Source organism: Streptomyces sp. ISL-36, from assembly GCF_018614205.1.
Taxonomy (GTDB): domain Bacteria; phylum Actinomycetota; class Actinomycetes; order Streptomycetales; family Streptomycetaceae; genus Streptomyces.
Genome location: NZ_JAGGOS010000016.1, coordinates 1 through 15,392, shown reverse-complemented (window position 1 = coordinate 15,392; position 15,392 = coordinate 1). Strand labels below are relative to the sequence as shown.

At 72.2% G+C, this 15,392-nt stretch carries 13 protein-coding genes and 1 pseudogene; 6 read left to right on the top strand and 8 right to left on the bottom strand.

The window, feature by feature from the left end; genetic code table 11:
• Positions 1-2: 2 nt before the first annotated feature.
• Genes J7E93_RS04350 through J7E93_RS04335 form a run of 4 tightly spaced genes read right to left on the bottom strand, consistent with a single transcriptional unit; the run spans position 3 to position 4,462 of the window.
• On the bottom strand, positions 3-782 hold the full coding sequence (locus tag J7E93_RS04350) for a CDP-alcohol phosphatidyltransferase family protein (RefSeq protein WP_215065894.1): 780 nt from the start codon (positions 780-782) through the stop codon (positions 3-5).
• Complete coding sequence (locus J7E93_RS04345; protein WP_215065893.1) at positions 760-1,821, bottom strand: iron-containing alcohol dehydrogenase family protein; 1,062 nt, start codon at positions 1,819-1,821, stop codon at positions 760-762. The genes J7E93_RS04350 and J7E93_RS04345 overlap by 23 nt, the downstream gene beginning before the upstream one ends.
• A complete protein-coding gene (locus tag J7E93_RS04340; RefSeq protein WP_215065892.1) occupies positions 1,809-2,546 on the bottom strand; it encodes a sugar phosphate nucleotidyltransferase in 738 nt (245 codons plus the stop codon). Before J7E93_RS04340 ends, J7E93_RS04345 begins: the two co-directional genes overlap by 13 nt.
• Positions 2,543-4,462 (bottom strand): DUF5941 domain-containing protein, encoded by a 1,920-nt coding sequence (locus J7E93_RS04335; protein ID WP_215065908.1) that lies wholly within the window; start codon positions 4,460-4,462, stop codon positions 2,543-2,545. Before J7E93_RS04335 ends, J7E93_RS04340 begins: the two co-directional genes overlap by 4 nt.
• 427 nt (positions 4,463-4,889) lie before the next feature.
• Here J7E93_RS04335 and J7E93_RS04330 point away from each other — a divergent pair, with 427 nt between their 5' ends.
• The 3 genes from J7E93_RS04330 to idi all read left to right on the top strand — a co-directional run bounded on the left by J7E93_RS04330 (position 4,890) and on the right by idi (position 8,082).
• The gene (locus J7E93_RS04330) at positions 4,890-5,831 is read left to right on the top strand and encodes a cation diffusion facilitator family transporter (RefSeq protein ID WP_215065891.1); all 942 of its coding nucleotides are present in this window, start codon (positions 4,890-4,892) and stop codon (positions 5,829-5,831) included.
• A 214-nt stretch (positions 5,832-6,045) separates the two neighbouring features.
• Complete coding sequence (locus J7E93_RS04325; protein ID WP_215065890.1) at positions 6,046-7,329, top strand: bifunctional class I SAM-dependent methyltransferase/N-acetyltransferase; 1,284 nt, start codon at positions 6,046-6,048, stop codon at positions 7,327-7,329.
• Between the two features lie 144 nt (positions 7,330-7,473).
• Complete coding sequence (idi, locus tag J7E93_RS04320; protein ID WP_215065889.1) at positions 7,474-8,082, top strand: isopentenyl-diphosphate Delta-isomerase; 609 nt, start codon at positions 7,474-7,476, stop codon at positions 8,080-8,082.
• 193 nt (positions 8,083-8,275) lie between these two features.
• On the opposite strand, the pseudogene J7E93_RS04315 reads toward idi, so the two are convergent.
• Together J7E93_RS04315 and J7E93_RS04310 are read right to left on the bottom strand one after the other, a co-directional pair.
• Positions 8,276-8,722: pseudogene (locus J7E93_RS04315) on the bottom strand (ATP-binding protein); the annotation flags it as partial.
• A 131-nt stretch (positions 8,723-8,853) separates the two neighbouring features.
• Entirely contained in the window at positions 8,854-9,519 is a 666-nt protein-coding gene (locus J7E93_RS04310; RefSeq protein ID WP_215065888.1) for an HdeD family acid-resistance protein, read from the bottom strand.
• 65 nt (positions 9,520-9,584) lie between these two features.
• Between J7E93_RS04310 and J7E93_RS04305 the strand changes: the two genes are divergently transcribed.
• Positions 9,585-10,337, top strand: a complete 753-nt coding sequence (locus tag J7E93_RS04305) for an enoyl-CoA hydratase/isomerase family protein (protein ID WP_215065887.1) — start codon at positions 9,585-9,587, stop codon at positions 10,335-10,337.
• 69 nt (positions 10,338-10,406) lie between these two features.
• On the opposite strand, the gene J7E93_RS04300 is transcribed toward J7E93_RS04305, so the two are convergent.
• Both J7E93_RS04300 and J7E93_RS04295 read right to left on the bottom strand, forming a co-directional pair.
• A complete protein-coding gene (locus tag J7E93_RS04300; protein WP_215065886.1) occupies positions 10,407-11,051 on the bottom strand; it encodes a DJ-1/PfpI family protein in 645 nt (214 codons plus the stop codon).
• A gap of 7 nt (positions 11,052-11,058) precedes the next feature.
• Positions 11,059-12,042: a GlxA family transcriptional regulator gene (locus tag J7E93_RS04295; protein WP_215065885.1), complete on the bottom strand. Its 984-nt coding sequence runs from the start codon at positions 12,040-12,042 to the stop codon at positions 11,059-11,061.
• Between the two features lie 113 nt (positions 12,043-12,155).
• Here J7E93_RS04295 and J7E93_RS04290 point away from each other — a divergent pair, with 113 nt between their 5' ends.
• Both J7E93_RS04290 and J7E93_RS04285 read left to right on the top strand, forming a co-directional pair.
• A complete protein-coding gene (locus J7E93_RS04290) occupies positions 12,156-13,022 on the top strand; it encodes a hypothetical protein (RefSeq protein WP_215065884.1) in 867 nt (288 codons plus the stop codon).
• 98 nt (positions 13,023-13,120) lie between these two features.
• On the top strand, positions 13,121-15,392 hold a 2,272-nt coding region (locus J7E93_RS04285), incomplete at its 3' end, for a Tex family protein (protein WP_215065883.1).

Genomic DNA, 15,392 nt, shown 5'->3' with positions numbered 1-15,392 from the left:
TCTCACTTCAGCCGGCTCGACGCCAGGATCGACACCAGGTGCAGCAGCGTCTGGAGCAGCGCGATCCCGGCGAGGACGGCGACACCGAGGCGCGAGAAGAACAGGTCTCCCCTGAGGGTGTCCACCACGGCCAGGGCCAGGATGAGCAGCGACGCCTCGATCCCGAGGATCAGCCGGTGGAACTTCAGCGCGCCGGCGGCCCGGCGGGCCAGCGCCATGCCGGAGGAGCGCGGCTCGGACGCGGACTCCTTGACCGGCGGCAGACCGCCCTGGTGGCGGGCGACGCCGACGAGGTCGGTCTCCGCCTTGATCAGGATGGCGCCGAGCGCGGCGAGGGTGCCGAGGAAGGCCCACAGCCAGTCGATACGGCCCGTGCCCCACAGGTCTGCCGCGCGCAGGCCGAAGCCCACGAGGACCGCCGCGTCGCACAGGTAGGCGCCGACCCGGTCCAGGTAGACACCGCCCAGCGAGAACTGCTTCTTCCAGCGGGCGACCTCGCCGTCGACGCAGTCGAGCAGCAGGTAGAGCTGGACCGCCACGACGCCCAGCACGGCGCCCCAGATCCCCGGGATCAGCAGGGCCGGGGCGGCGAGGACGCCGCACACGGTCATCACATAGGTCAGCTGGTTGGGCGTGACCCGTGTGCCGACCAGATGCCGGGTGATCCGCAGCGAGATCTCCCGCATGTACAGGCGGCCGCCCCAGTGCTCACCGCTGCGCCGGTCCTTCACTCCCGCCGGGTGGACGACCGGACGGAGCTCAGCTACGGATGGTCTTGGCATAGTCGGCGTACGCGTCCCTGATCTCGTCGGTGGACAGGTCGAGGTGCTCGAGGATGGTGTAGCGGCCGGGCCGCGTCTGGGGAGCGAACTCCACCGCGCGGACGAACTCGTCCACGCTGAAGCCGATCTCCTCCGGCGTCACGGGCAGCGCGTGACGGCGCAGCGTCTCGACCATCCGCAGCGAACCGTCGGCGGCACCGCGCAGGTGCATCGCGAAGGCGGCGCCGAGGCCGCACTGCTCGCCGTGGCTGGCGGCGCGCTTGGGATAGAGCAGGTCGAAGGCGTGGCTGATCTCGTGGCACGCGCCCGAGGAGGGGCGGGTGTCGCCACTGATCGACATCGCGATACCGGACATCACCAGGCCCTCGGAGAGGGTGACGAGGAAGTCGTCGTCGCCCACGGTGCCGGGGTGGCGGAGCACCGCCTCGCCGGCGCTGCGCGCCATGGCCGCGGCCAGGCCGTCGACCGGCTCGCCCGTCTCGCGGTGCGAGAGCTCCCAGTCCGCGATGGCGGACAGGTTGGAGATCGCGTCGCCGATGCCGGACCGGACGAAGCGCACCGGCGCGTCACGGATCACGTCGAGGTCGATGACCAGCGCGATCGGCGTCGGCACACCGTAGGAGCCACGACCGTTGTCGTTGTCCAGGGTGGAGACCGGCGAGCAGATCCCGTCGTGCGACAGGTTGGTGGCGATGGCGACCAGCGGCAGCCCGACCCGGGCCGCCGCGTACTTGGTCACATCGATGATCTTGCCGCCGCCGAGGGCCACCACCGCGTCGTACCGCTTGCCGCGCATGGCGTCGGCGAGCTTGACGGCCGCGTCGATGGTGCCGCCCTCGACCGGGTACCAGTCCGCCCCGGGGAGCTCCGCGGAGAACTGGTCACGCAGCTTCAGACCGGAGCCACCGCTGATCGCCACGGCGATCCTGCCGTTGCTGGAGATCCGCTGGTCCGCCAGGAGCGCGGACAGGTCGTCCAGCGCTCCACGGCGGATGTCGACGACGACCGGCGAGGGGATCAGCCGGGTCAGTACTGGCACGCGATGTCACGGCCCTTCGCCAGGTCGTCGTGGTTGTCGATCTCCACCCACTTCACCTCGCCGATCGGCGTGACGTCGACGGTGAAGCCGCGGTTGACGAGCTCCTGGTAGCCGTCCTCGTAGTAGAGGTCGGGGTCGCGCTCGAAGGTCGCCTTCAGGGCGTCGGCGAGCTCCTCGGCGGCCTCGGGCTCGATGAGGGTGACACCGATGTACTCACCGGTGGCGTCGGCCGGGTCCATCAGCTTCGTGATGCGCTGGACACCCTTGCCCTCGGCGGTGATGACCTTCATCTCCTCGTCGGCGAGGCTCTTCACCGTGTCGAGGGCGAGGATGATCTTCTGGCCGTCGCCGCGCGCGGCGAGCAGGGTCTTCTCGACGGAGACCGGGTGCACGGTGTCGCCGTTGGCGAGGATGACGCCCTTCTTCAGGACCTCACGGGCGCACCACAGGGAGTAGGCGTTGTTCCACTCCTCGGCCTTGTCGTTGTCGATCAGGGTGATCGAGACGCCGTACTTGGCCTCCAGGGCCTCCTTGCGGTCGTACACGGCCTCCTTGCGGTAGCCGACGACGATGGCGACCTCGGTGAGGCCGACCTCCGCGAAGTTCTTCAGAGTCAGGTCGAGGACGGTGGTCTCACCGTCGACAGGCACGAGGGCCTTCGGGAGCGTGTCGGTGTAGGGGCGCAGACGCCGTCCGGCACCGGCTGCCAGTACGAGGCCAATCATGCTGTTTCTCCTTCGTCATGTACGGCGGGTGCTCCGGAGGACACCCAGAAGCGGATGGACTCCACGAGCACCACGAGCGCCACGGCGGCCGCGAGGGCGGTGAGCGCCGGGGTGAAATCGGTGCCGCGGCTCGCGAGCAGGGCGGCGAGCACGGTCACGAGAAGCGTGCGGCCCTCGTGACCCCCGATGGTGCGCACCAGCCAGGAGGGCGGCGCGCCGGTGCCGCCGCGGATGCGGTACACCGTGTCGTAGTGATGGTAGGCGACCGCCGCGACCAGCCCGAAAGCGGCGGGCAGGGCCCCGGGGACGTCGGAGCGGGCCGCGAGGATCAGCACGGTGGTGTACTCGGCGGCGCGGAAGACGGGGGGGACGAGCCAGTCGAGGGCGCCCTTGAGGGGTCGGGCGACGGCGAGACCGGCGAGGACCGCGTACACGACGGCGGCCGACACCGTCGCTACGCCGCCGACCGGCTGCGACCAGGCGACGGCGATCAGCGCGGCGGCGCCTGCGACGGCCGGGAGCAGGGGCGGCAGGGCGAGGCGTCGGCCGGCGGCCCGCGCCACCAGCTCGCCGATCGGCCCCGTGTCCGCGAGGTCCGCGAGCGCCTGCGCCGCGCGGTCCGTGCGCTTCGCCCTGCGGGTCAGCGAGCGCAGCACGCGCCCCGCCGTGGTGTAACAGGCGCCGAAGGCGCAGCCGATGATCAGCGCCCAGAAGACGATCCGCGGGGTGGTGACGGCGGTCAGGACCGCGATCATGGCCCAGCGCTCGCCGATCGGCAGGATGATCATCCGGCGGACCCAGACGGTCCAGCCGACGCTGTCGAGCCGGTTGGAGAGGGCCGCGGTGGGGCTGGTGTTGGCGGTGGCGTCGTGGTTGGCCTCGTTGAACGAGAAGTCCACGACATGGCGGCAGGTCATCAGGACCATCGCACCGAGCGCGAGCGCCCAGACGTCGTCGCCGTTGCGCGCGGCGCCGAGGGCGAGGCCCGCGTAGAAGGAGTACTCCTTGGCCCGGTCGAAGGTGGCGTCGAGCCAGGCGCCCATCGTCGAGTACTGCAGGGAGTAGCGGGCGAGCTGCCCGTCGGTGCAGTCCAGGACGAAGGAGACCAGGAGCAGCACGCCGGCGGCGATGTACCCGCCGCGCTCGCCCGTGGCGGCGCAGCCGGCCGCGATCAGGGCGGTGAGCAGCGAGGCGGTGGTGACCTGGTTGGGGGTCAGTCCGCGCCGGGCGCACCAGCGGGCGATGTAGCGGGAGTACGGGCTGATGAAGAAGGTGGTGAAGAAGCCGTCGTGGGCCTTGACGGCCGAGCGGAGGCGTACGGCCTCCTCGTCGACGGCCGCGACGGCGGCGCGGGCCTCGTGGCGGGCCTCGGCGTCGGTCGGTACGTCGGCGACGAGCGTGCCGAGCTGCGGCCGGTGCACGGCGGCGTCGTCGGCCTCGAGCGCGTCGGCGAGCGCGTCGGGCAGGATCCGTCCCTCGCCGGCGAGGGAGGTCGCGGGCCGGCCCTCTGACCCGGCGGGCCGGCCTGCGGTCCCGGCGGCCGGGGCGGGCCCGGTACCCGGCGCGGGCCGGTCGTCACGTCGGTCGTCGTGTCCCTTGTCACGGTCCGGCACGCCCGCGAACGTGACGTTCAGCGCACGCATCAGCGCGGGGCGTGCCTCGCTCTGCGCGGTCAGCGCGCCGGGGGCGGCGGCGACGGGGAAGCGGGGGTCGGTGAGGGCCAGGCGCAGCGCGTGGAGGTGGCCGACGAACCGGGGGTCGACGACGGCGACCCGCTCACCCGCCGGTACGGCGGCGAGCAGCGTGGCCGTCTCGTCAGGACCGGAGGCGACCCTGACGTCGAAACCCAGCGACCGCAGATCGCCGTCGAGCGACGATCCGGGTACCGGCGGACCGGTGAGGATGGCGGTCGACAGACGAACTCACTCCTTGGAGCTGACGGGCGGGCCGGCGAGGCCCATGGCGCGCCCCGGGGCACGGCGGCTCGGCCCGGCATCGGGCGGCGGCACGTCGGCTGAGGCTATCGGATGAACCAAGCGGGAGTTCACCGAGGCTTTGCGGTGCGGACGCCCCCGGGCCCACTCCGCTCCGCGTGAGTGCGCCGCGCCCTGCGGAGATCATCATGGGCGATCGGCGGCCCGCCCCACAAACCGCCGCTCCCCCGGCTCCCGGGCGCCGCGCTCCGGGAAGCGGGCACTGATCGTCCCCCACCCTTGACCTACCGCCATAACCGCAGGTCAGCGCATATGACAACGGTGTTCAGTACCGTGTTGCACATACCCCCCACCCGTAGTTCACTTGCGACTCGGGGCACAGGAATCGACATGACCGGGAGGCCTTGTCATGGGGGCTGGACACGACCACGGACACAGCCATGGAGGACCGCCGCCCACGGGGACGGCCGCGGCGGCCTACAAGGGCCGACTACGGATCGCGCTGACCATCACCCTCTCCGTGATGGTGATCGAGATCATCGGCGGCATCGTCGCCGACTCGCTCGCGCTGATCGCCGACGCGGCCCACATGGCGACCGACGCGGTCGGGCTGGCGATGGCGCTCCTCGCGATCCACTTCGCCAACCGTCCCCCCACCGACAACCGCACCTTCGGTTTCGCCCGGGCCGAGATCCTCGCCGCCCTCGCGAACTGTCTGCTGCTGCTCGGTGTCGGCGGCTACGTGCTCTACGAGGCGATCCAGCGGTTCGTCGAGCCGACCGAGACCAGGGGCGGACTGACCATCGCGTTCGCGCTGATCGGTCTGGTCGCCAACATGATCTCGCTCTCGCTGCTCGTCCGCGGGCAGAAGGAGAGCCTCAATGTGCGCGGCGCCTATCTGGAGGTGCTCGCGGACGCGCTCGGCTCGGTGACGGTGCTCATCTCGGCGGGCGTCATCCTGGCGACGGACTGGCAGTACGCCGACCCGATCGCCTCGATCCTCATCGGCCTGATGATCGTGCCGCGCACGGTCAAGCTGCTGCGCGAGACGCTGGACGTGCTCCTGGAGTCCGCGCCGAAGGGCGTCGACATGGTGGAGGTGCGCGCGCACATACTGGCCCTGCCCGGTGTCGAGGACGTCCACGATCTGCATGCCTGGACGATCACCTCCGGGATGCCGGTGCTCTCCGCGCATGTGGTCGTCGACCAGCTCGCGCTGGACGCGGTGGGGCACGAGAAGATGCTGCACGACCTGCAGGGCTGCCTGGGCTCGCACTTCGACGTGGAGCACTGCACCTTCCAGCTGGAGCCGGCCGGTCATGCCGCGCACGAGGCGAAGCTCTGCCTCTGACCCCGGCCCAACGCGGAGCCCCTGATAGCCTCTTGGCACACATGTGAGGTGGAGAGGAGCTGAGGTTGATGACCGTCGCGATGGAGGCTGCCCAGTGCGGCAGCGCCCGGTCCGGCTTCAGCTCCCGGGTCTCCGGCTGACCTGATCACCGGTTCCTTTCCGAACCGGTTCGTCACGACGTCGGCCGAGGCCCCTCACTCAAGGGTTTCCCACGTTGTCCGACCACACGTCATCACTCCACGACGCCTTCTTCACCCTGCACCACGGTCTTCCGCGGCAGGGCCCCGGCTCCGACTACACCACCCGCCGGCTGCTCGCGCTCGCCGGACCGCTCCCCGAGCGCCCGCGCGTCCTCGACCTCGGCTGCGGGCCCGGCCGCTCCGCGCTGCTCCTGGCCGCCGAGGCCGGGGCCGAGGTGACGGCCGTCGATCTGCACGAGCCGTTCCTGGAGGAGCTGCGGCGCGCCGCCGCCGCCCGCGGGCTCGGCGACCGCATCCGTACGCTCCGCGCCGACATGGGCGACCTCCCGTTCCCGGACGGATCCTTCGATCTGGTCTGGGCGGAGAGCTCGGCCTACGCCATCGGCTTCGACACCGCGCTGCGCGCCTGGCGCCGACTGCTCTCGCCCTCCGCCCCGCGGCGTGGCGGGAGAGTCTCCGGAGGCACCCTCGTGCTCACCGAGTGCGAGTGGACCGTCGACGAACCCGGTCCGCAGGCCCGCGCCTTCTGGGACCGGCACTACCGGCTGCGTACCACCGCCGGGAACACGGCGGCGGCGGTCGAGAGCGGCTACCACGTCCTCGGTGTCGTGCCGCAGCCCGAGAGCGACTGGGACGAGTACTACGGCCCGCTCGCCGAGCGGGCCGACGCCGCCGACGCCGCCTCCCCCGGCATGGCCGAGGCGCTCGCCGCGACCCGCGCGGAGCTCGCCATGCGCCGGGAACACGGCGGCGAATACGGCTACACCGGCTACGTCCTGCGGCCCGTCGACCCCCGATGGCGCACACGGGAGGAGACGGCGGCCGACATCCCGGCCGTACGGGAGATCAACGCGGCGGCCTTCGCGACCCGGGAGGAGGCCGCGCTGGTCGACGCCCTGCGCGAGGATCCGGAGGCCTGGCTCCCGGGCCTGTCGTACGTCGCCGAGGCGCCGGACGGGACCGTCGCGGCGTACGCGCTGATCACCCGATGCCGGGTCGGTGACACGCCGGCGGCGGCGCTCGCCCCGGTCGCCGTGGCCCCCGCCCACCAGCGCGGGGGCGCAGGGCAGGCCGTGGTCCGGGCCGTGCTCGACGCGGCACGGCTGCGCGGGGAGCGGCTCGTGCTGGTGCTCGGCCACCCGGACTACTACCCGCGGTTCGGATTCGTACCTGCGTCGCGGTACGGGATCAAGCCGTCCTTCGAGGTCCCGGACGAAGCGATGATGGCCCTCGACCTGGACGGTTCCGGCGGTGTCCCGGAGGGCATGATCCACTATCCGGCGGCCTTCGGCGTCTGACCCGGCGGCCGCTCCCGCCGCACCGGCGTGTACTCCGGTGCGGTGGGAGCGGCCACGTCCGGCCTCCGAAGTACGGACAAGCCGCTTTTGTACGGCAGACTGAGGGGGCCCCACCGGGGCCGAGGACCGAAGCGAAGGATGGGTATGCCGACCACACCAGCCACCGCGACATACAGCTCGTCGAACGGCGTCCAGCCGACCGCGGCCGACGCGTCGATCTTGCTCGAGCTGGTCGACGAGGACGGCAACACCATCGGTACGGCGGAGAAGCTCGCCGCCCACCAGGCGCCGGGGCAGCTGCACCGGGCGTTCTCCGTCTTCCTCTTCGACGAGTCGGGGCGGCTGCTGCTGCAGCGCCGCGCGCTCGGCAAGTACCACTCCCCCGGTGTCTGGTCGAACACCTGCTGCGGCCACCCGTACCCCGGCGAGGCGCCGTTCGCGGCCGCCGCCCGGCGTACGTACGAGGAGCTGGGCATCTCGCCCTCGCTGCTCGCGCAGGCGGGGACCGTCCGCTACAACCACCCGGACCCGGCCTCGGGCCTGGTGGAGCAGGAGTACAACCACCTCTTCGTCGGCATGGTGCAGGCCGAGCTGCGTCCGGACCCGGAGGAGGTCGAGGAGACCGCCTTCGTGACCGCCGCCGAACTGGCCGAACGCCACGCGACCGCGCCGTTCTCCGCCTGGTTCATGACGGTGCTGGACGCGGCGCGTCCGGCGGTCAAGGAGCTGACGGGTCCGACCGGGGGCTGGTGATCCCCGAAGCCGTGACGGGCCCGGCACCCGGAGCGGGTACGGGCCCGGCCCCTGGCGCGGAGACGATCCCCGTCGCCGGTACGGGCCCGGTCGCCGGTACGGGGCCCGTCGCCGGTACGGGTCCGGTTCCCGTCGCCGGGCCGACGCCCGCCGCGGGAACGTTTCCGGGGGCCGCGCCGGCCGTCGTCGCCCCGGGGACCAAGGGCAGCGCGGCCCAGATGATCTTGCCGCCGCTCGCGGTGTGCTCCACGTCGCAGGCCCCGCCCGACTCCAGCGCGAACTCCCGCACCAGGAGCAGACCGCGGCCGCCGGTCTGGCCGTAGTCCGCCTCCAGGGCCTTGGGACGGTAGGGATGGTTGTCCTCGACGGACACCCGGATCCACTCCGCGCCGATCGCCACCTCCACCGCCACTTCGGGGGAGAGCAGCGCCGCGTGCTTGACGGCGTTGGTGACCAGTTCGGAGACGATCAGGAGCAGGCCCTGGAGCGTCTCGTCGTGGACCGGTACACCCTGACGGATCAGCAGGTCGCGGACCGCGTGCCGTGCCTGCGGGACGGAGACGTCGACCGCCGGAGCGGTGAAGCGCCAGACCCCTTCGTAGGACGGGGGCCGGGCGGGGACGCTCCCGCGGCTCTCCATAGTCCGGCTCCCACCCTCGTGCTCGATTGTCGCCACGAGGTCGAGTCTTGGTAATCCGAAGGCGCGGACCGGCCTACTGACCAGAAGTCGACGCTTATCGGCCACCTTCTGATCGACTGAGTATGCCAACGTCAGTTGTTCGACCGCTCCTGACCTTCTTCTGACGACTTCGGAGGGGTACCGGTACCACCGTTGAGGGTGGCCTTCGGAGCCACCATACTGACGATCCGCCGGCCGCCGACACCGATCGCGACCAGGCCCAGACCGTCGAAGAGCAGCGCGAGGGAGAAGAAGGTGCCGAGGACGTAGCGGCTGCTGTGGGGCCAGTCGAAGAGGACGAGCAGACCGAGCAGGAGCCCGAAGGCCCCCTGCAGGAGCGTCCAGCCGAACTGCGGACCGCGTACCACCACGCTGCCCACCAGGCGGAACACGCCGCCGGTGAGGAAGAGCAGCGCGGCGAACATGGTCAGCGCCTCGGCCGAGCCCTCCGGGTGGCGGATGACGACCAGACCGGCCGCGATGTTCAGGGCGGCCACCACCACGGCGAGCCAGAAGTAACTGGTGCCGCGCGACTCGATGGCGTGGAGCAGACCGACGGCACCGCCGATGAGCAGCAGCCAGCCGAAGAGCAGCATCGAGGTGAGGGTGGCGGCTCCGGTGTAGATGAGACCGACGATCCCGCCGAGGACGAGCAGGGCACCGAGGACGGCGAGCCAGCCGAAGCTGCGGGCGAGTTTCCTGCCCTCGCGTACGGGGTCGCGGTCGTCCCGGGCCGGGTCGTGAGCGTCGTGAACCATCGGCGCCTCCTCCTCGCACCCCCTTCCTGATCGTACGTTCGGGCTGCCCGGATAGCATCCGGCGCATGGAGCCGCAGCTGAAAGTAAGCCCCGCCGACGCGGTCGACGGGGTCGCCACCGTCGTCATCTCGAACCCGGCCAAGCGCAACGCGATGACCGTCGCGATGTGGCGCGCCCTGCCCGAGCTGCTGGCCGGCCTCGCCGCCGACCGCGACGTCCGCGCGCTGGTCGTCACGGGAGAGGGCGCGACCTTCTGCGCCGGCGCGGACATCTCGACGCTGCGGGAGCCGGGCGACGAGCAGCAGTCGCTCGCGGTACGGGCCGAGGAGGCGCTCGCCGCCTTCCCGAAGCCGACGCTGGCGGCCGTCCGCGGCTACTGCGTCGGCGGCGGCAGCCAGCTCGCCGCCGCCTGCGATCTGCGCTTCGCCGAGGAGGGTGCGCTGTTCGGGGTCACCCCCTCGAAGCTCGGCATCGTCTACCCGTCCTCGTCGACCCGCCGCCTGGCCTCGCTGGTGGGGCCGTCGGCCGCGAAGTACCTGCTGTTCTCGGGCGAGTTGATCGACACGGAGCGGGCGCTGCGCACCGGTCTGGTGGACGAGGTGCTTCCGGCCGGCGAGCTGGACAAGCGGGTGCGTGAGTTCACCCGGGTACTCGTCTCGCGTTCGCAGCTGACCCAGGCGGCGGCGAAGGAGTTCGCGGACGGCCGCACGGACCGGGACGCCCACTGGGCGGAGCAGGCGCGCGGCAGCGGCGACACCGCGGAGGGTGTCGCCGCGTTCCTGGAGCGCCGCGCGCCCCGCTTCACGTACGGGATCTGAACCGGCCCGGGGCCGGTTCCCTCCGGCTCCGTCGCCCGGTGCGGGCCGCGCGGTTCGCCGCCCCGTAGGTCAGCTCTCCTGGACCAGGACCTTCTCCGCCTGTCCGCGCCAGTGCGCGACGATCTCGGCCGGAGCCTTCTCCGGCGAGCCCGCGTCGTAGGGCGGCTGCGGGTCGTACTCGGTGAGCAGCTGGATGGTCTGCGCCGCCCCGTCGCCGGCGATCCGGCCGAGCAGATGCAGGGCCATGTCGATGCCGGAGGAGACCCCGGCGGCGGTGACGTACTTGCCGTCGAAGACGACCCGCTCACCGGTGGGTTCGGCGCCGAGCGGCCGCAGGTCGTCGAGCGCGAGCCAGTGGCTGGTGGCCCGGCGGCCGGCGAGCAGTCCCGCGCCGGCGAGGACCAGCGAACCGGTGCACACGGAGGTGGTCCAGGTGCTGGTGGCGTCGGCGGTACGGAGCCAGGCGAGAATCTCCGGGTCGTGCATCGCCTCGCGCGAGCCCGGGCCGCCGGGAACCAGGACGATGTCGGGCCGGGGCACGTCGGCGAGGGTCCGGTCGGCGACGAGGGCGAGGCTGCCCTGATCGCCCCTGACCGGCCCGGTCTCCTTGGCCACGAAGACGGTCTCGGCTCCGGGGAGACGGGCGAGGAGTTCGTAGGGGCCGACGGCGTCGAGGGCGGTGAAGCGGTCGTAGAGCAGGACGGCGATCTGCATGGGATCCCTATCGGCTGGTGGGGTGAACAGGGGCGTGGAAGCGGCGGCGGTAGTCGGCGGGAGCCGTACCGAGCGCCTTGACGAAGGCGCGGCGCATGGCCTCGGAGGTGCCGTATCCGGCGGCCCGGGAGACCTCCTGGACGCCGTGGGTGGACTCCTCCAGGAGCCTTCGGGCGTGTTCGAGCCGGACCCGGTCGACGTACCGACCGGGAGTGGTGCCGGTCTCCGCCCGGAAGGCGCGGGCGAAGTGGCGGGGCGACAATCGGGCGCGGGCGGCCAGGGCCTCGACGGAGAGGTCCGCGCCGGGGTGTTCGGTGATCCAGTGCTGCAGCTCGCGCAGTGGTTCGCGGCGGGCCGTCTGGGCTGCGAGCTGCGCGCTGAACTGCGCCTGGTTGCCGGGGCGGCGCAGGAAGACGACCAGGTGGCGCGCGACCGCGAGCGCCGCGTCCCGGCCCAGGTCCTCCTCCACCAGGGCCAGCGCGAGATCGATGCCCGCGGTGACTCCGGCGGAGGTGGAGAGCCTGCCGTCCCGGACGAAGATGGGGTCCGGCTCCACCTCGACCTCGGGGTAGCAGCGGGCGAGGTGGTCGCAGGCCAGCCAGTGGGTGGTGGCCCGGTGCCCGTCGAGCAGTCCGGCCTCGGCGAGCAGCAGCGCGCCCGTGCAGACGGAGACGAGACGTTCGGCGTGCGGGGCGTTCTCGCGCAGCCAGTCGATCAGCAGCGGGTCCGGGTGCCGGGTGCCCTCGCCGCCGGGGACGAGCAGGGTGTGCGGTGGTCCCGCCTCGGTGGCCGCGGCGAGCGTGGAGTCCGGAAGCATCCGCAGCCCGCTGTGGGTCCGGACCGGCCCGCCGTCGAGCGAGGCGGTACGGATCGGGTAGGAGCCCTCCGCTCCGGCGACGCGGCCGGCGCCGGCGAAGACCTCCACCGGTCCGGTCACATCCAGGCTCTGCACGCCGTCGAAGAGGACGACGAGCACGGGTCGCTTCGTCATGGCTCTATCGTTGGCCGGGCGGAGGACGGCCGCAATGACCGGGACCCCACCTTTCCTGCCATCGGGCTCCCCGGCCGTTCCCGTCGTACCGACCAGTCGGTAACGTTGGCGCCATGACGACTTCTCTGCCGCACCGCGCGGGCCGACGCTGCCACAACGCCCTCAACCCGCTGCACTCCACGCTGTTCTTCTCGCCGGATCTGGACAGCGAGTTCAAGACCCTCGGTTTCGACGACCCGAGCGCCATGCGCCTCGTTGCCCGGAGCGCCGTCCTGGGCGCCGTCGGCCCGGGCACGGTGGCCGCGACGTTCTACAACTACAACCACGAGCTGCTCGCACGGCACTTCCCGGCCGTGTGGGAGACCGCCTCCCCCGCCGCCGTCCTCGAAGCCAGGCTGCGGGTCGTCGACACCACCCTGCGGCGCCTGCTCGGCGAGGAGGCGATCGGATCGCCGGAGATGGCCGAGGCCGCCGAGCTCGCGCTGCGCGCCACGGAGGCGTGCACCCGGCACGCCCGGCCGCTCTACGCCGGCAACGCCGACCTGCCGGTGCCCGAGGAGCCGCACCTGGCGTACTGGCACGCCGCCACGCTGCTGCGCGAGCACCGGGGCGACGGACATCTGGTGGCGCTGCTCTCCGCCGGGCTCGACCCGGTGGAGGCACTGGTCAGCCACACCGCCACCGGCAAGGGGATGGCCCCGCGCTGGGTGCTCGGCACCCGCGGCTGGCGACGGGCCGACTGGGAGGCGGCGGTGGAGCGGCTGCGCGACCGGGGACTGCTGGACGCCGCGGGCGAGCTCACCGACGCGGGCTCCGACCTGCGCGCCGAGCTGGAGGAGCACACGGACCGGCTGGACTCCGCCCCGTACGAGCACCTGGGGGCGGCCGGAGTGGAACGGCTGACGGAGCTGGGCCGTGGCTTCCTGTTCACGGCCGCCGCCGCGGGGGCGTTCCCGGCGGACCTGATCGGCAAGGGCTGACGCGCCGCGCGCGGGGCGGGGCGCGTGCGGCATTCCGGTGAGCGACCCGGCACAATGCAGTCGCAAGCTTGAGGCACGAGAAGGCGAGTCGGGACACCGTGACGACGTCCATCGAAAGCAGGATCGCCGAGGAACTCGGCGTACGCGAGCGACAGGTGAGGGCGGCCGTCGAGCTGCTCGACGGCGGCTCGACCGTGCCGTTCATCGCGCGCTACCGCAAGGAAGCGACCGAGATGCTCGACGACGCGCAGCTGCGCACGCTCGAGGAGCGGCTGCGCTATCTGCGGGAGCTGGAGGAGCGGCGGACCGCCATCCTCGAATCGGTCCGCGAGCAGGGCAAGCTGACCGCCGAGGTGGAGGCGCGGCTGCGGGCCGCCGACACCAAGGCGCGGCTGGAGGACATCTATCTGCCCTTCAAGCCCAAGCGCCGCACCAAGGCGCAGATCGCCCGCGAGGCCGGTCTGGAGCCGCTGGCCGAGGGGCTGCTCGCCGACCCGTCGGTGGAACCGGCGGCGGCCGCCGCGGCCTTCGTCGACGCCGACAAGGGGGTCGCCGACGCGGCGGCCGCGCTGGAGGGCGCGCGGGCCATCCTCACCGAGAAGTTCTCGGAGGACGCCGACCTGATCGGCGAGCTGCGGGAGCGGATGTGGGGCCGGGGCCGGCTGGCCGCCAAGGTCCGCGAGGGCAAGGAGGAGGCGGGCGCGAAGTTCGCCGACTACTTCGACTTCGCCGAGCCGTTCACCGCGCTGCCCTCGCACCGGATCCTCGCGATGCTGCGCGGCGAGAAGGAGGACGTCCTCACCTTGGAGCTGGAGCCCGAGGAGACCTCGGACCTGCCCGGCCCGTCGTCGTACGAGGCCATGGTCGCCTCGCGCTTCGGCGTGGCCGACCGGGGACGCCCGGGTGACAAGTGGCTCCAGGACACCGTCCGTTGGGCCTGGCGGACCCGGATCCTGGTGCACCTCGGCATCGATCTGCGGCTGCGGCTGCGGACGGCGGCGGAGGACGAGGCGGTACGGGTCTTCGCGGCGAACCTGCGCGACCTGCTGCTCGCGGCGCCGGCCGGGACGCGGGCGACGCTGGGCCTCGACCCCGGTTTCCGTACGGGGGTGAAGGTCGCCGTCGTCGACGCGACGGGCAAGGTCGTGGCCACCGACACGATCTATCCGCACGTCCCGGCGAACAAGTGGGACGAGTCGCTGGCGAAGCTGGCGCGGCTCGCCGAGGAGCACGCGGTGGAGCTGGTGGCCATCGGCAACGGCACCGCCTCCCGCGAGACCGACAAGCTGGCGGCCGATCTCATCGCCAGGCACCCGGAGTTGAAGCTCACCAAGGTGATGGTCTCGGAGGCGGGCGCCTCGGTGTACTCGGCCTCCGCCTTCGCCTCGCAGGAACTTCCGGACCTCGACGTGTCGATCCGCGGCGCGGTCTCGATCGCGCGGCGGCTCCAGGATCCGCTGGCCGAGCTGGTGAAGATCGATCCGAAGTCGATCGGCGTCGGGCAGTACCAGCACGACCTGTCCGAGGTGAAGCTCTCCCGCTCGCTCGACGCGGTGGTCGAGGACTGTGTGAACGGCGTCGGTGTGGACGTCAACACGGCCTCCGCGCCGCTGCTTTCGCGGGTGTCGGGCATCGGGGCGGGCCTCGCCGAGAACATCGTGGCGCACCGGGACGCCAACGGTCCCTTCCGCTCGCGGAAGGCGCTGAAGGACGTGGCCAGGCTCGGCCCGAAGGCGTACGAGCAGTGCGCGGGCTTCCTGCGGATCCGGGGCGGCGACGACCCGCTGGACGCGTCCTCGGTGCACCCGGAGGCGTATCCGGTGGTGCGGCGGATGGTGAAGACGACGGGCGGCGAGGTCGCCTCGCTGATCGGCAACACCGGCGTGCTGCGGTCGCTGCGGGCGGACGACTTCGTCGACGAGACCTTCGGTCTGCCGACGGTCACGGACATCCTGCGCGAGCTGGAGAAGCCGGGCCGTGACCCGCGGCCCGCCTTCAAGACGGCCACGTTCAAGGAGGGCGTCGAGAAGATCGGCGACCTGGTGTCGGGGATGGTGCTGGAGGGCGTCGTGACGAACGTCGCCGCCTTCGGCGCGTTCGTGGACATCGGTGTGCACCAGGACGGTCTGGTGCACGTGTCGGCGATGTCGAAGACGTTCGTCAAGGACCCGCGGGACGTGGTCAAGCCGGGTGACGTGGTCCGGGTGAAGGTCCTGGAGGTGGACATCCCCCGTAAGCGGATCTCGCTGACGCTGCGGCTGGACGACGAGGCGACGGCCACGGAGTCGGCGCCGGCGCCCCGGAAGGAGCGGGGCGGGCGGCCGCCGCAGCAGCGCCGTGGCGGTGGAGGCGGCGGCGGTGGCGGTGGCG

Excerpts from the sequence above, each read along its gene's own strand:
- J7E93_RS04350 (WP_215065894.1), bottom strand. The coding sequence starts at position 782 with ATGCCAAGACCATCCGTAGCTGAGCTCCGTCCGGTCGTCCACCCGGCG.
- J7E93_RS04340 (WP_215065892.1), bottom strand. The coding sequence starts at position 2,546 with ATGATTGGCCTCGTACTGGCAGCCGGTGCCGGACGGCGTCTGCGCCCC.
- J7E93_RS04330 (WP_215065891.1), top strand. The coding sequence starts at position 4,890 with ATGGGGGCTGGACACGACCACGGACACAGCCATGGAGGACCGCCGCCC.
- idi (WP_215065889.1), top strand. The coding sequence starts at position 7,474 with ATGCCGACCACACCAGCCACCGCGACATACAGCTCGTCGAACGGCGTC.
- J7E93_RS04310 (WP_215065888.1), bottom strand. The coding sequence starts at position 9,519 with ATGGTTCACGACGCTCACGACCCGGCCCGGGACGACCGCGACCCCGTA.
- J7E93_RS04305 (WP_215065887.1), top strand. The coding sequence starts at position 9,585 with ATGGAGCCGCAGCTGAAAGTAAGCCCCGCCGACGCGGTCGACGGGGTC.
- J7E93_RS04300 (WP_215065886.1), bottom strand. The coding sequence starts at position 11,051 with ATGCAGATCGCCGTCCTGCTCTACGACCGCTTCACCGCCCTCGACGCC.
- J7E93_RS04295 (WP_215065885.1), bottom strand. The coding sequence starts at position 12,042 with ATGACGAAGCGACCCGTGCTCGTCGTCCTCTTCGACGGCGTGCAGAGC.
- J7E93_RS04290 (WP_215065884.1), top strand. The coding sequence starts at position 12,156 with ATGACGACTTCTCTGCCGCACCGCGCGGGCCGACGCTGCCACAACGCC.